Source organism: Stenotrophomonas sp. 24(2023) (genome assembly GCF_030913365.1).
In the GTDB taxonomy this organism is placed as follows: Bacteria; Pseudomonadota; Gammaproteobacteria; order Xanthomonadales; family Xanthomonadaceae; genus Stenotrophomonas.
Genome location: NZ_CP133160.1, coordinates 525627 through 540017, shown reverse-complemented (window position 1 = coordinate 540017; position 14391 = coordinate 525627). Strand labels below are relative to the sequence as shown.

Annotated in this window: 11 protein-coding genes; 5 read left to right on the top strand and 6 right to left on the bottom strand. The window is 64.2% G+C overall.

Features of this window, described 5'->3' with window-relative positions; translation table 11 throughout:
- Window positions 1-354: 354 nt before the first annotated feature.
- Window positions 355-3171, bottom strand: a complete 2817-nt coding sequence (locus tag Q9R17_RS02465; RefSeq protein WP_308156875.1) for a TonB-dependent receptor — start codon at window positions 3169-3171, stop codon at window positions 355-357.
- 324 nt (window positions 3172-3495) lie between these two features.
- Window positions 3496-6306 carry a TonB-dependent receptor gene (locus tag Q9R17_RS02460; protein WP_308156874.1) on the bottom strand — a complete coding sequence of 937 codons (2811 nt, stop codon included), beginning with the start codon at window positions 6304-6306 and terminating at the stop codon, window positions 3496-3498.
- A gap of 218 nt (window positions 6307-6524) precedes the next feature.
- Here Q9R17_RS02460 and apbC point away from each other — a divergent pair, with 218 nt between their 5' ends.
- Window positions 6525-7379 carry an iron-sulfur cluster carrier protein ApbC gene (gene apbC / locus Q9R17_RS02455; RefSeq protein WP_308156873.1) on the top strand — a complete coding sequence of 285 codons (855 nt, stop codon included), beginning with the start codon at window positions 6525-6527 and terminating at the stop codon, window positions 7377-7379.
- A gap of 69 nt (window positions 7380-7448) precedes the next feature.
- On the opposite strand, the gene Q9R17_RS02450 is transcribed toward apbC, so the two are convergent.
- A complete protein-coding gene (locus Q9R17_RS02450) occupies window positions 7449-10514 on the bottom strand; it encodes a TonB-dependent receptor (RefSeq protein WP_308156872.1) in 3066 nt (1021 codons plus the stop codon).
- Window positions 10515-10907: 393 nt separating this feature from the next.
- Here Q9R17_RS02450 and dcd point away from each other — a divergent pair, with 393 nt between their 5' ends.
- Window positions 10908-11480 (top strand): dCTP deaminase, encoded by a 573-nt coding sequence (gene dcd / locus Q9R17_RS02445; protein WP_308156871.1) that lies wholly within the window; start codon window positions 10908-10910, stop codon window positions 11478-11480.
- Window positions 11481-11577: 97 nt separating this feature from the next.
- Here the strand turns inward: dcd and Q9R17_RS02440 are convergent, their stop codons facing one another.
- The 3 genes from Q9R17_RS02440 to Q9R17_RS02430 are packed head-to-tail and all read right to left on the bottom strand — an operon-like array spanning window position 11578 to window position 12852.
- Window positions 11578-11745 carry a DUF5668 domain-containing protein gene (locus Q9R17_RS02440; protein ID WP_308156870.1) on the bottom strand — a complete coding sequence of 56 codons (168 nt, stop codon included), beginning with the start codon at window positions 11743-11745 and terminating at the stop codon, window positions 11578-11580.
- Between the two features lie 16 nt (window positions 11746-11761).
- Window positions 11762-12184 (bottom strand): HIT family protein, encoded by a 423-nt coding sequence (locus Q9R17_RS02435; protein ID WP_308156869.1) that lies wholly within the window; start codon window positions 12182-12184, stop codon window positions 11762-11764.
- The gene (locus Q9R17_RS02430; protein ID WP_308156868.1) at window positions 12181-12852 is read right to left on the bottom strand and encodes a dienelactone hydrolase family protein; all 672 of its coding nucleotides are present in this window, start codon (window positions 12850-12852) and stop codon (window positions 12181-12183) included. The genes Q9R17_RS02435 and Q9R17_RS02430 overlap by 4 nt, the downstream gene beginning before the upstream one ends.
- Window positions 12853-13255: 403 nt before the next feature.
- Between Q9R17_RS02430 and Q9R17_RS02425 the strand changes: the two genes are divergently transcribed.
- The 3 genes from Q9R17_RS02425 (at window position 13256) to Q9R17_RS02415 (ending at window position 14387) form a co-directional block, all read left to right on the top strand.
- Window positions 13256-13714 (top strand): phage tail protein, encoded by a 459-nt coding sequence (locus Q9R17_RS02425; RefSeq protein WP_308156867.1) that lies wholly within the window; start codon window positions 13256-13258, stop codon window positions 13712-13714.
- Window positions 13714-14058 (top strand): hypothetical protein, encoded by a 345-nt coding sequence (locus Q9R17_RS02420; protein WP_308156866.1) that lies wholly within the window; start codon window positions 13714-13716, stop codon window positions 14056-14058. Before Q9R17_RS02425 ends, Q9R17_RS02420 begins: the two co-directional genes overlap by 1 nt.
- A 104-nt stretch (window positions 14059-14162) precedes the next feature.
- A complete protein-coding gene (locus Q9R17_RS02415) occupies window positions 14163-14387 on the top strand; it encodes a hypothetical protein (RefSeq protein ID WP_308156865.1) in 225 nt (74 codons plus the stop codon).
- The last annotated feature ends 4 nt before the right edge of the window (window positions 14388-14391 follow it).

The following is a 14391-nucleotide window of genomic DNA, read 5'->3' as shown; positions in this document are numbered from 1 at the left end:
GTTAACACAGGCTTAACTTGCGCTGTCAACTATTCATCACCAGGTCATAAAGACGCGATACGCAAAGTGCCGTTTTTGCCAACGGCTTGCATGCAAGGCATTGAATTAGAATGGAAATTGTTGGTTTCAAGTGAAATCTTTTTCGCCATATCCCCGTCTGTGTCGCACTGTCCGCCCCTGCAGCACGGTCGGGCGGGGTTCAGTGTCGGGGCGTGGTACAGGGGGAGTACTGGCACGCTGAATGCGCGCCACGACCGCTGGCACTCCCGGGAGCAGGCGGTCGGTGGCACCTGCCCGGCGCAAAAAAAAAAAGCCCCGCCGGAGCGGGGCCTTTCCTGCGGCGCAGGCGTGTGCCTATTTCCTGCCGAAGTCGTACTGGGCCTGCACATAGATGGCGCGCCCGTAGGCGTTGTACAGGTTGTCGTTGTACGGCGCGTCGATGTTGCCGGCGAAGGAATGCTGCTGGTTGTCCGGCACCTTGTTGAACAGGTTGTTGACCATCAGCGAGAAGGTCAGGTTGTCCATCGCCCGGTAGTTCACGCTCAGGTTGTAGGTCGTGTAGGAGCCCCACTTGCCGGCCTTGTAGCCGGAGGTCGGATCGACATAGTCGTAGCCGCGGCCCAGGTTGGCCAGGTAGTTCGGCGTACGGCCGATGTAGTTGAAGTAGAGCGTGGTGGTCCACTTGTCCAGCGCCCAGCCGACCGAGCCATCGGCGCGCACCTTGGCGAACGAATCGTAGGTCCACATCGCATACGGGTCGCCCAGCAGGTCCAGGAACGGGTCGCCGATCTGCGGCTGCAGTTCACGCTTGAGCATGTTGGTGTAGTTGCTGGCGAACTGCAGCGAACCGAAGCGGCCGATATCCTGCACATACTTGAAGCTGGCGGTGACCGCCTGCAGGTTCTGGCGCGCCACGTTCAGCTTCGGCGTATAGATCTCCTCCAGCGCACCGCTGGCGTCACGGGTGATCCATTCGGCCACTTCCGCGCAGGTCGCGCCGGCCGTATTGGTCAGTCCATTGCGGCAGTAGTATTCGGCCAGCAGCAGCTGGTCCGAGCTGAGCGTGTTGACCTCGTTCTTGATCTTCCAGTTGTAGTAGTCCAGCGACACCGACAGGTTGCTCATCGGCGCCCAGACCAGGCCGGCGTTCCAGACATCGGCGGTGATCGGCTTCAGGTCCGGGTTGCCCGACTGCGTGCCGAAGACCGAGACGCTGCCATAGCGGCAGTCCACGGTATTGGAGGGGGCAAAGCCGAGCTGGCCGCAGCGGTAGTAGTCCTTGGCCGAATTGGCGTAGTAGCCGCTCCTGCCCTGGAAGGCGTCGGGCAGCGATGGTGCGCGGAAGGCGGTGCCGTACTTGCCACGGAACAGCAGGCTCTCGAACGGGCGGAACTCGATGCCGATGCTGTAGGTCGGCTTGTCCACGGTATGCCCGGCGATCTTGAACGCGTCGTAGCGCCCGGAGGCGGTCACCGTCAGCATGTCGTGCAGGGGCAGGCGCAGCTCGCTGGTCACCGCGTAGTTGCTGCGGTGGCCATTGCCGGCCACGGCGGTGGTGCCGAACACGGTGCCATCGGTCAGCCGCTCGTCCGGGGTGTAGTTCCAGCCCTCGCTGCCGCCTTCCACGACGGCGGCGAAGCCGGCATCGCCGCCGGGCAGCGCGAACAGGGAACTGTTGGTGATCTGGGCGCGGGTCTGGGTCTGCCAGGTCCGGCTGTGGCTGTTGGTGAAACCGGTGAAGCTCTGGAACGCGCCGGCGGGCAGCTTGGAATAGAACGCGCTCCAGTTCGGGTTGTAGATGTTGTAGCCATCGTCGGTCTGGCCCAGCACCGGGCCCAGCACGTTGTCGGCGAACCAGGCATTGATGGGATCGTTCCAGCGCGCATAGCCGCGTTCGTTGAGCTTGTACTCGCCGCGGGTGACGCTGGCCTCGTAGTCCCAGCTGCCGCCGAACGAGCCGCGGGCGCCCAGTGTGAGCTGGTAGGACCTGCTGCGGTCGGTGTTCATGATTTCCCGGTAACCGGCACCGCCGATGTCCTCGGGGGAGAACACGCGCTGCAGCCCGAGGTAGCGCCCGCTGGACTGGTCGAAGAACGGGCCCATGCTGATATCGGTGCCCCAGAAGTTGTAGCCGGCGCCGGTGTTGTAGGTGACCGACTCGTAGCTGTAGAGCGCATCGGCGAACAGCTGGACGTTGTCGTTCACATCGTAGGTCAGCGCCGAATAGAACTGGCTGCTTTCCTTGCCGTTCTTGATGGTCCGGTAGCCGGCGCCGAACGGCGAACCGCACGACTGGCCCGCCGTGCGCTGGCCCAGGCGGGTGGTGCCGCCGAACTGGCCGGCGACGCTGGCGCAGTTGGTCGGGTCCATCATCAGGAAGTCGTTGGTGTCGGCGTCGAACACCAGGAAATCGTTGGACGGCAGCTGGCGGGTGTAGCCGCGCGTATTGTTCTGGCGGGTCAGCTCGCGCTGGTAGCCCCAGATCGGGTTGGTCTTCTCGTACTGCACGTTGACCAGTGCGCGGAAGCGGTCATCGGCGCTGTTGAAGCCGTTGGCCGCACTGAAACGGAAGCTGTTGCCGCCGCCATCGGAATACGTCCCTCCGCGCACGTTCAGCGTGCCGCCGTCCATGCGCTCCTTGAGGATGATGTTGACCACGCCGGCGATGGCGTCCGAACCGTACAGCGAGGACTGGCCGCCGGGCAGCACTTCGATGCGCTCGACGATGTCGATGGGGATGCCGCTGATGTTGTTGAACGCATCGCTGCCGTTGTACAGGGCCGGGTAGGACAGCATCGGGCGGCCGTTGATCAGGTACTTGGTGTAGCCCGGGTTGAGGCCGAACATGCCGGCCGCTTCGGCACCCTGGGTGAAAGAGGCCGAGGTCTGGCCGCCCTGCAGGCCGCCGGTGGTCAGCGAGGACTGCTGCAGCACTTCGGCCACGCTGGAGAAACCGCGGGCCTGGATGGCCTCGGCGCTGATGGTCAGTACCGGTGTCTGGTTTTCGATCTGGGTCTGCGGGATCAGCGAGCCGGTGACCGTGACACGGTCCAGGTTGGTGGCCCTGCTGTCCTTGTCGGCCTCCTGGGCCAGCGCCGGGGCGGCGCACAGGCTGGCGGCAATGGCGAATGCGAGCGGAGCGGAAACAAGCGTACGGCGTTGGCGAGGCATCACAGTGATTCCTTTTCGTGATCTGGACCATCCCCCAGTTCCCGGGGGCACGTTCGACTCAACCTGCGCGTTGCAGCAGGTCGATACGAACCTAACACGTGCTTAACGTGGTAACTGTGCGCCTCATGTGCAGTTCAGCGAAGTGATTTTCCTGCGGTGAATCACAGGCGAATCAACTGCTTGGGCGTATTAATACGGGCCGCGCGTGCCGGATGTGGGGATATTCATTTACCAGGGATTAATCGATGCAATGACGGCGTGAAAAGCAAAAAAAAAGCCCCGCTGGTGCGGGGCTTTCCAGGTCATGCGGACCTGCGCCGGCGATTACTTGCCGAAGTCGTACTTGGCCTGCACGTAGATGGCACGGCCATAGACGTTGTACAGGTAGTTGTTGAACGGCGTACCCGAGGTGCCCAGGTAGCTGTGCGCCTGGTTGTCGGGCATCTTGTTGAACACGTTGTTGACCATCAGCGAGAAGGTCAGGTCATCCTGGGCGCGGTAGTTCACGCTCAGGTTGTACGTGGTGTAGGAGCCCCACTTGCCGGCGGTCCTGCCCGATGCCTTGTGCACGTAGCCATAGCCGTTCAGGCCGGCCAGGTAGTCCGGGGTATGGCCGATGTAGTTGGCGTACACCGTGGTGGTGAACTTGCCCAGGGCCCAGCCCACGGCCATGTCCGAACGCACCTTGGCGTAGCTGTCGTAGTTCCACATCGCCACCGGGTTGCCCAGCAGGTCCTGGAACAGTTCACCCGGCTGCGCCTGCACTTCACGCTTGAGCATGTTGGTGTAGTTGCCCGAGAACTGCAGCGAGCCGAAGCGGCCGATGTCCTGCAGGTACTTGAAGCCGACGGTCACGGCCTGCAGGTTCTGGCGCGCCACGTTCATCTTCGGCGTGTAGAGCGACTGCAGGTTGCCGGCGTTGTCACGCACGACCCAGTCCGCCACGTTCTGGCAGGTGGCCGATGCGCCGTTGGGCAGGCCGTTGCGGCAGTAGTACTCGGCCAGCAGCAGCTGGTCGGTGCTGGCGGTGCCGACTTCGTTCTTGATCTTCCAGTTGTAGTAGTCGGCCGAGACCGACAGGGTTGCCATCGGCGCCCAGACGATGCCGGCATTCCAGACGTCGGCGGTGATCGGCTGCAGGTCCGGGTTGCCGGCACGCTCGGAATAGGCCGAGACGTTGTTGCCGAAGCGGCAGGCGTCGGTGTTGCCCGGGGTGAAGCCCATCTGGCCGCAACGGTAGTAGTCGGTCGAATTGGCGGCGTAGTAGCCGCTGCGGCCCTGGAAGGCATCAGGCAGGGTCGGGGCACGGAACGCGGTGCCGTACTTGCCGCGCAGCAGCACGCTTTCCAGCGGACGGTACTCGATGCCCAGGCTGTAGGTGGACTTGTCCACGGTCTTGTCGGCGATCTTGAACGCGTCGTAGCGGCCCGAAGCGGTCACCGTCAGCGACTCCAGCAGCGGCATGCGCAGTTCGCTGGTCACAGCGTAGTTGCTGCGGTGGCCGTTGCCGGCCACGGCCGACGAGCCCCACACGCCACCGTCCAGCAGGCGCTGGTCAGGGCTGTAGTCCCAGCCTTCGCTGCCGCCTTCCACGACCACGGCCAGGCCGGCATCGCCGCCCGGCAGCGCGAACAGCGAGCCGTTGGTGATCTGCGCGCGCGCCAGGTTCTGCCAGGTGCGGGCATGGTTGGTGGTGTAGCCGGTGAAGCCCGCGAAGTCTTCCGGTGCGATCGGCGAATAGAACGCTGCCCAGTTCGGGTTGTAGATGCCGAACGTGCCGCCCTTGGCATCGGTATAGGTGCCCAGGCGCGCGCCCAGCACCTTGTCGGCGAAGTAGGCGTTGATCTCGTCGTTGAAGCGCTGGAACTTGCTTTCATCCAGGCGGTATTCGCCACGGGTGAAGCTCAGGCTGTAATCCCAGCTGCCGATCGCGCCCTTGCCACCCAGGGTGACCTGGTAGGCACGGCTCTTGTCGTTGTTCAGGATGCCCTTGTAGCCTTCGCCGCCGATGTCTTCCGGCGCGAACGCGCGCTGCAGGTTGACGACCTTCTGCGAGCCCTGGTCGTAGAAGCCGCCCATGGTGCTCTTGGTGCCCCACCACAGGTAGTTCGAGCCGGACGTGTACTCGGTCTTTTCCTTGCTGTACAGCACGTCGGCGAACAGCTGCAGGTTGTCGGTCGCGTCGAAGGTCATCGACGTGTAGAACTGGCCGCTGTCCTTGCCGTTCTTCAGGGTCTTGTAGCCGGCGCCGTAGACCGAGCCGCACGACTGCCCGGTCGGGCGGTTGGCCAGCACGGTGGTGCCGCCGAACTGGCCGGCCACGTTGGCGCAGCGGCTCGGGTCCATCACGTGCAGCGAGTTGTCGGCGGCATCGATGACGGCGAAATCATTGGCCGGCAGCTGCGCGGTGTAGCCGTGCGGGTTGTTCTGGCGGGTCAGGTCGCGCTGGTAGCCCCAGATCGGGTTGCTGGTTTCCAGCTGCACGTTGACCAGCGCGCTGAAACGGTCGTCCAGGGCGGTGAAGCCCTTGGCGGCGCTGATGCGCACGTTGCTGCCGCCACCTTCGGTGTACGCGCCGCCACGCACGGTCAGGCTGCCGCCGTCCATGCGTTCCTTCAGGATGATGTTGACCACGCCGGCGATGGCATCGGAGCCATACAGCGAGGACTGGCCGCCGGGCAGCACTTCGATGCGCTCGACGATGTCGATCGGAATGCCGCTGATGTTGTTGAAGGCGTCACCACCGTTGTACAGCGCCGGATAGGACATCATCGGGCGGCCGTTGATCAGGTACTTGGTGTAGCCCGGGTTGAGGCCGAACATGCCGGCCGCTTCGGCGCCCTGGGTGAAGGAGGCCGAGGTCTGGCCACCCTGGATGCCGCCGGTGGTCAGCGAGGACTGCTGCAGGACTTCAGCGACGCTGTTGAAACCGCGGGCCTGGATGGCCTCGGCGGAGATCGTCATGACCGGGGTCTGGTTCTCGATCTGGGTCTGCGGAATCAGCGACCCGGTGACGGTGACCTTGTCCAGGTTGGTGGCCTTGTCCTGTGCCATTGCCGGCGTGGCGGCAACCAGGGCGGAGAACAGGGCGACAGCGAGGGTGTTGCGACGTGCGGTGGTGCGATGGTCTTTCATTGATGTTCCATGAATAAGGCAAAAGCAGAAGCGGCACTGCGCCATCCGGCCATGCAATGCAAACAGGTCGTTTACGATCGATACAGTGCGTCTCGACCGTAACATGGTCTTAACGAAAAATGCGCGGAATCCTGACGAACCCGAATTTCAGTCAGCCCGCGTGCAGGTTGTATGATGCTCTGTTCTCTTCCCCCGTTTGTTTCCTCCGGAGTCATGCAGTGAACAGTTCCAGCCGCCGCCCGCACGCCAGCCAGGTGCAGAAGGGGCTCAGCCCGCATGCGCGCATCCGCAACGTGGTGGCCGTCGGGTCCGGCAAGGGCGGGGTGGGCAAATCCACCACCTCGGTGAATCTGGCCGTGGCGCTGCAACAGCTGGGCGCACGCGTGGGCGTGCTCGATGCCGACATCTACGGCCCGAGCGTGCCGGCGATGCTGGGCCTGTCCGGCCGCCCGGAAAGCCCGGACAACAAGAGCATCGAGCCGCTGCGCGCGTTCGGCGTGGACACCATGTCCATCGGCTACCTGATCGAAGACGAAACGCCGATGATCTGGCGCGGGCCGATGGCGACCTCGGCGATGACGCAGTTGTTCAACGACACGCTGTGGGATGACCTGGACGTGCTGCTGATCGACCTGCCGCCGGGTACCGGCGACATCCAGCTGACCCTGACCCAGAAGATTCCGCTGGCCGGCGCGGTGATCGTCACCACGCCGCAGGACATCGCCACGCTGGATGCGAAGAAGGCGTTGAAGATGTTCGAGAAGGTGGAGGTGCCGGTGCTGGGCATCGTGGAAAACATGGCGGTGCATACCTGCAGCAGCTGCGGCCATGTCGAGCACCTGTTCGGCGAAGGTGGTGGGGAGCGCATGGCGGCCCAGTACGGCGTTCCGCTGCTGGGGTCGCTGCCGCTGCAGATCGGCATCCGTGAACAGGGCGACGCCGGGACCCCGATCACGGCGGCGCAGCCCGATTCGGTTGCGGCCCAGGCGTACCGCCACGCCGCGCAGCAGCTGCTGGACGCTTTGGGCCAGCGCCCTCGCGCATCGATTCCGATCCTGTCCTCGCTGCTCTGAAAGTCGCCGGAAAAAAGACCGCCGGCGCGAGGCCGGCGGTAATCTGCGGATGTTCCTGGAGAGAATGGATTACCAGTCGTACTGCACCTGGAAGCGCACGTAGCGCGGATCGTTGAAGTACTTGGGCGTGTTGTAGTTGTAGAAGGTGCGGATGGTCTGGGCCCCGCTGGGGCGGCCGTACTTGGACTCGTACACCTGCACCGGCTTGATGTTGTTGAAGGCGTTGAGCACCGATACCTGCACGCTCAGGCCTTCCATCCACTTCGGGGTGTAGGTGATGCTCGGGCTGACGGTGAACTGCCACGGCGTCCGGCCAGCGCTGCCGACCTTGGCGATGTCATCGGCGCTGGTGACGCCATCGGCTTCCAGTTCGCAGCTGTGGAACACGCCCGTGTAGCCGTATTCGGTGCCGAAGCTGCCCCAGCCGCCGCCCAGGCAGCTCTTGGGGGCGCCCGACTGTGCCAGCAGGTTCACGCCGACCGACCACTCATCGGTGAACTTGAAGCCGCCATACAGCTTGAAGCTGTGGCGATGGTCATTGAACAGGTAGCCGTCGGCGCCGTACATGATCTCGGCGAAGTCGAAGTCCGACGTGGTGCCGGTGTCGTCCTGGCCGTTGGTGCTCTTCACCAGGCCCTCGTAATTGCCTTCCAGCTTCGACCAGGTGTAGGACAGGCTGGCATACCAGCGTTCGGTCTGCTTGTCGGCGCTGAGGGTGACGGCCTTGTAGGAACGCTTGGCCTTCGGGCCGAGCGTGGCGCCGGGGACGGTGATTTCCTCGGTCGTGCCATTGCCGTCGACATCCAGGGTGACCTTCAGGTCGCTGCCCGGGTTGTAGATCCAGCAGCCCGGCAGGCCTTCCGGCACGGTCCAGGGGTCGGACCAGTTGGACAGGTCATAGCCTGCGGCCACCGCGGCGTTGTACAGCGAGCGCGAGTCGCAGGTGTCATCGATGGCCTTGTTGATGCGGCGGTAGGTGGCCTTGATGCCCAGGGTCCAGTCGTTGAAGAAATCGACCGACGAGCTGATCTGCTGCTGGTAACCGAGGATGACTTCGTCCTGGGTGTACGGCTTCAGGCCCTTCGAGGCCACGGCGCGCGGATCGGGGGTGGTGCCGCCTTCGCCGTTGATGACCGAATCGTAGGCGCCGTCTTCATAGCGGCCGGTGATGTTGGGAGCGCCGTTGGCGCCAATGCCGTCGTAGGTGTAGTACTGGTCCAGGTAGTAGGACGCGCTGGCGGCACGCAGTGCGACGTTGGCCGCGATGGGCAGGGAGTAACGGCCCACCGACGCGAACAGCTTGCTGCGGCCGTCACCGAGCAGGTCCCAGGAGAAGCCCAGGCGCGGCTGCCAGATGTTGTCCTGCTTGACGAAGCTGATGCCGTCGGAGTTCTTGTTGTTGAACGAGTCGTTGCGGACGCCGGCGTACAGCATGAAGTTGTCGGTGATCTGCCAGTTGTCCTGCAGGTACCAGGACTTCTGCTTGATCTCGATGGAGCCGCCGTTGCGGAAGTTGACCAGGTTGGCGTAGTCGTCCTCCAGGTACCACAGCGCGCCACCGGAATAGGACGTGCCCTGGACCGAGGTCCACTTCTCGTCGCTGTAGCCGAAGCCGATCTTGTGGTTGCCCAGCTGCCAGTCGAAGTCCAGGCGCGCGCCCTTGCGTTCGTTGCGGCCACCGAAGATGCCCACGGTACTGGCCACGGCGCAGCCGATGCGGCGGCCGGTGCCGCCGGTTTCGGAGCGGTAGTCCAGGACGTAGGGGCAGGCACCCTGCGGGCTGTTGATGTCACCGTTGTAGGCGTCGAAGACACCGTCGGGGCTGATGGTGTGCTCGGAGGCGCGGTTGCGCATCTGGCCGTACTGCAGCGACCCGGTCAGGTTGTCGGTCAGGTAGCTGGTCCACTTGAAGATGTCCGTCTGCCCGCCGCTCTTGCCGACCAGCTCGCCCAGGTAGCTGGTCTTGGCCGGTTCGCCGCCGGCCGTGGGTACGTCATAGGCCGCATTGTAGTAGTCGTAGTTGTAGCGCCGGCTGTTGTCGAACCCGGTGTACTCCAGGTGATTGTTCTCGTTGAGGTACCAGTCGACCTTCAACAGCCAGTAGGGCGTCTTGGACTCGTAGTCGTAGGCGGTGGTGGACAGGGCTGCCGCCGACGGCGGCCGTCCATTGGTGGTGTACTGCGAGCCGCGGTTGCTGAAGCTGGTGGTCTTCGAATCGCTGAACTGGCCCATGGCGAAGACGAACAGCTTGTCCTCGATCAGCGGGCCGCCGGCCCAGACGCTGTACACGTTCGAACTGCTGCTGTTCTTGTCATAGGAACGGAAGATCGACCCGTCGTTGTAGTAGGTATCCGGCGCGCTTTCGCGCAGCGAGTCCGGTGCCCCGGTCCAGCTGAAGCCGCCCTTCCACTCGTTCGTGCCGCGCTTGACGTTGACGCTGGTCACGCCGCCGGTGGAGAAGCCGTACTGGGCGCCGTAACCGCCGGTCTGGACGTCCAGCTGGTCGATGGCCTGGTACGGGATTTCCGAGAACGACAGGCTGTCGTAGAGGTTGGTAACGTTGAAGCCGTTGACGTAGTAGCTGTTTTCCGCAGCCGAAGCGCCGCCGAATGACGCAGGGCCGAAGTAGCCGCTTGACGCCACGGTGCCGGGGGTCAGCAGGGAGACGCTGGTCACGTCGCGCCCGACGGGCAATGCATTGAGCTTGTCAGCGGTGAACGTGGTACGCGATTCAACGCTGCCCAGGTCGATCGTGTTGGCCGCACCGAGGGCGCGCACGTTGACCGTGTCCAGTGAGGTGGCCGCGCCCGAACTGGCGGCGGCGAAGGTGGCGAATGCCTGCTGGCCGGCCACCACGTTGACGCGCGTGGTGGCGGTCGCGCTGCCGCCGCTGACCGTGGTGACCTCGTAGGTGCCGGTGGGAAGCTGCGAAATGCGGAAGCGGCCATCGGCGCTGACGCTTACTTCACGGGTTGCGCCGGAAGCCAGGCTCTTGACCTGGACCTTTTCCGCCGATGTCGCGGTGCCGACAATGTCGCCAGAAGTGCTCTGGGCGAATGCGGAGCCCGCCATGGCGCCGAGCACCATGGCCAGGACAGTTGGCTTCAGGCGCCGTCCCTTGAAATTCAGATTCATCGTGATCCCTTGCTGGAAGCGTGGATGGATTGCGGTACTAGCTGAACGATCCGTTCAGGCTGAATGAAACCGTAATGAGCTTTTCGCAGGGGTGCAACGCAACTGACTTTTGAGTTTGCTTTCGTTTAACTAAAAATATATTCAAGTATTTGATTTGAAAGAATAAATAATTTTATTTCGATATGTTTCGCGTCGATACAAAGCGATGGAATATGAAAGAATTTTGTGGTAAGCGATACATGCTGCGATGCAGCGAATCACTTGTTATTTTTTTGTAAGGGCGCCTTGAAGCCGTGTGGCGGGCAGGGGCTGCGCCAACCTGAACGTAGGCGGCCCGTGGGCGGGCCTGTAGAATTTCCCGCTTGCATAACGCCCCCACGAACAGGAACGCGCATGAGCATCAAGAGTGACCGTTGGATCCGGCAGATGGCCGAACAGCACGGGATGATCGAGCCGTTCGAAGCCGGGCAGGTCAAGCAGGCCAATGGCCAGCGCATCGTCAGCTACGGCACGTCCAGCTACGGCTATGACGTGCGTTGCTCACGCGAATTCAAGGTGTTCACCAACATCAACTCGACCATCGTCGATCCGAAGCACTTCGATTCGGGCAGCTTCGTGGACATCACGGCCGATGAGTGCATCATCCCGCCCAACAGCTTCGCGCTGGCGCGTACCGTGGAATATTTCCGCATCCCGCGCGATACCCTGGTGGTGTGCCTGGGCAAGAGCACCTATGCGCGCTGCGGGATCATCGTCAACGTGACACCGCTGGAGCCGGAGTGGGAAGGGCATGTGACCCTGGAGTTCAGCAACACCACGCCGCTGCCGGCGCGCATCTATGCCAACGAGGGCGTGGCGCAGATGCTGTTCTTCCAGGCCGCGCCGGACGACGTCTGCCAGACCTCGTACAAGGACCGTGGCGGCAAGTACCAGGGCCAGACCGGCGTGACCCTGCCGCGCACCTGAGCGCGTCCGCCATGGCGGATGAAAAACGCCGGGCATGCCCGGCGTTTTCGTTTGTGGGGCCGTGGCTGCTGCTCGCCGGGCATGGCCCGGCGCGGCCTCATTTGCCGCGGCCGAACAGCATCGCGATGCCCACGCCCACCAGTGCCACCGGCCACCAGGTCAACAGCAACCGGGACAGGTTCAGGTGCGTCCAGCCCAGATTGCTGGCAAGCATGAACAGGCCGATCAGGATCAGCAGGATGGCGGCGACGAGATTGAAACGCATCGGGTTCGGCCAGGGCTCAGGTCAGGGCTGGATATCCTAGCCGTTCCTTCCAGTAGGCAACATGCTGGGCCAGCGCATCGGCCTCGTAGCGGTGTGCCTGGCCGCTGCCCCAGACCGGGCCAGGCCAGGCGGGATCGCCATCGTGCCGGCCGATCACGTGGAAATGCAGCTGGCGCACGATGTTGCCCAGTGCGCCGATGTTGATCTTCTCCACGCCATCGCTGCCCTTGAGGGCCTTGCAGGCGCGGTTCAGTTCGGTGCGCAGCTTGTCCTGCTGCTCGCCATCGAGCTCGATCCATTCGGTGATGCCGGCCAGGCGGGGCACCAGCACCAGCCACGGGAAACGCTCGTCGTTCATCAGCCGCACTTGCGACAACGGTCCTTCGGCAACCAGTACGCTGTCGGCGGCCAGGCGTGAATCCAGTTCAAAGTCGCTCATCCAAGATGCTCCGAGAAGAAGTCCAGGGTGCGTTGCAGCGCCAGGGTGGCGCTGTCCGGATCATACGCATGTCCGACCTCCCGGTTGAAGGCATGGTCGGCCGGGTAGACGTAGACCGGCATCTGCGGCAGCTTCTGGCGGTGGGCGGCGATGGCCTCCGGCGGAATGCTCCTGTCCTGTGCGCCGAAGTGGAAGATCACCGGGCCCTTGGCCGGTTCATCCAGGAACTGGACATTGCGCGCGCCGTAGTAGCTGACCGAGGGCAGGCCCTGCCGCAGCGCCGCAAGCAGCGCGATCGAGCCGCCCCAGCAATAGCCCACGGTGCCCACCTTGCCGGCGGGGGCCAGCCGGGTAGCGGCGGCGCGCACCACGTCCAGCGCCTTTTCCACGCCCAGCGCGCCCACGCGGGCCAGGCCGCCCTGCACGCCGTCGCTGTCGTAGGGCAGGGCATCAGGGCTGGCCTCCGTGCCGTCGACCAGGTCGAAGAACGAAGGGGCCAGCACGGCATAGCCCTGCGCGGCGAAGCGTTCGGCCACGCCACGGATGTGCGCGTTGGCCCCGAAGATTTCTTGGATGACCACCAGCCCGGCGCGCGGCTTGCCTTCGGGCATCGCCTGCCAGGCGCGGACGGGGCCAAAGTGCGTATCAAGCGTGATCCATCCGGCCATCGTCGGGTACCTCGGTCTGTGCGGGGGAAAGCGGCATTATCCGGTGCCGGCCGGTTAGCGGGGTGTCAGCAGCTGTGCGCGATCTGGCGGGTGCAAGGCCTGCGCGTTGGATTTACCAGCCGGGTGACGCCGCCGGCAAAGCGTTGACAGGTGCACACCGCAAACCTAGGATCTGTACCACGATGACATAGAAGCCTCCGGCGCAAGCCGGGGGCTTTTTTGTTGTCCGCACGTCGGCCCGGCCATGGCTCCGGGGCATCGCGTTCCCGCGATGCGTACGTGGGGTGACGCTGCTGTGGCGGGCCAGCAATGAACAATGCCATGCGGGCTGACCCGAGCCCGGAACGTACCGACCCGACAGGCCACCGCACGGTGGCCTTTTTCATTTCCAGGAGAACACTACATGAGCAACAACCAAGCCATTTCCGCCCAGGATTCCGTGCTGTACGTGAAGGCCGGCACGGCCCCGGTCAAGCCGAACGATCCGGCAGGCTACACCGAGGTCGACGGCCTGACCGCCTTCCCGTTCGGCCGTGGCCAGGCCAATACCCTGGATGCCACCAACCTGCGCTCGCGGCAGATGGAAAGCATCGCCGGCCTGTCCGGTGGCCAGACCGTGCAGGTGACCGGCCATCGCTGGCCGGTGGGGACCTCGGCCGGCCAGGAACTGCTGCGCGACGCCGATCCGGACGCCGACCTGCACTTCCTGATGGTGCTGCCCACCGGTGACGCTGCCACCTTCGTGGCCAAGGTCGCCGCGTTCAACGTGGCCCCGGGCACCAACCAGGTGCTGACCTTCACCGCCGATCTGCTGCCGCGCGATTTCGCCATCGTCGCCGTTGCCGCAGGTGGCACCCCGTGATGCTGCTGGGCAAAGCGCAGATCCTGCAGGCCCAGGACCGCCGGCACCAGGATGTGGCGGTCCCGGAGTGGGGCGGCATGGTGCGCGTGGCCATGATGTCGGCCAGCGACCGTGATCGCTGGGAGCAGGACACCTACGGCGGTGACACCCCGAAGGTGGAAGACTTCCGTGCACGCTTCGTGGGCCTGTGCCTGGTCGACGAACAGGGCGCGCGTCTTTTCAGCGACGGCGAGGTGGCCCAGCTCGGTGCCAAGTCGGCCGCTGCACTGGACCGGGTGTTCCGCGTGGCGCAGACGCTCAATGCCCTGGGTGAAGCGGCCATCGGAGAGCTGGAAAAAAACTGATCCGCCGGCCTGAGCGCCGGCTTCAGTTCCGGATTGCGTGGCGGCTTGGCTTCCCGCATCCGGACCATCTGCTGGCGGGAGTGACCTCCCGCCAGCTTTCCGAGATGTACGCCTTTGCACGGCTGGAACCGATGGACCAGCCGCTGCAGGGCATGCTCGCGCAGCTGACCAGCGTGCTGGCGCAGGTCCATGGCAATGCGACCACCGCCGAGGATTTCCTGCTGGTACGCCCGCGCAGGCAACCGCGCGATGAGGCCAAGGCCAGGGCCAGCCAGCTGCTGGAGCTGTTTGACAGTGCATCGCGCCGCAACGGCAGCCGCCAGGGCTGACCGG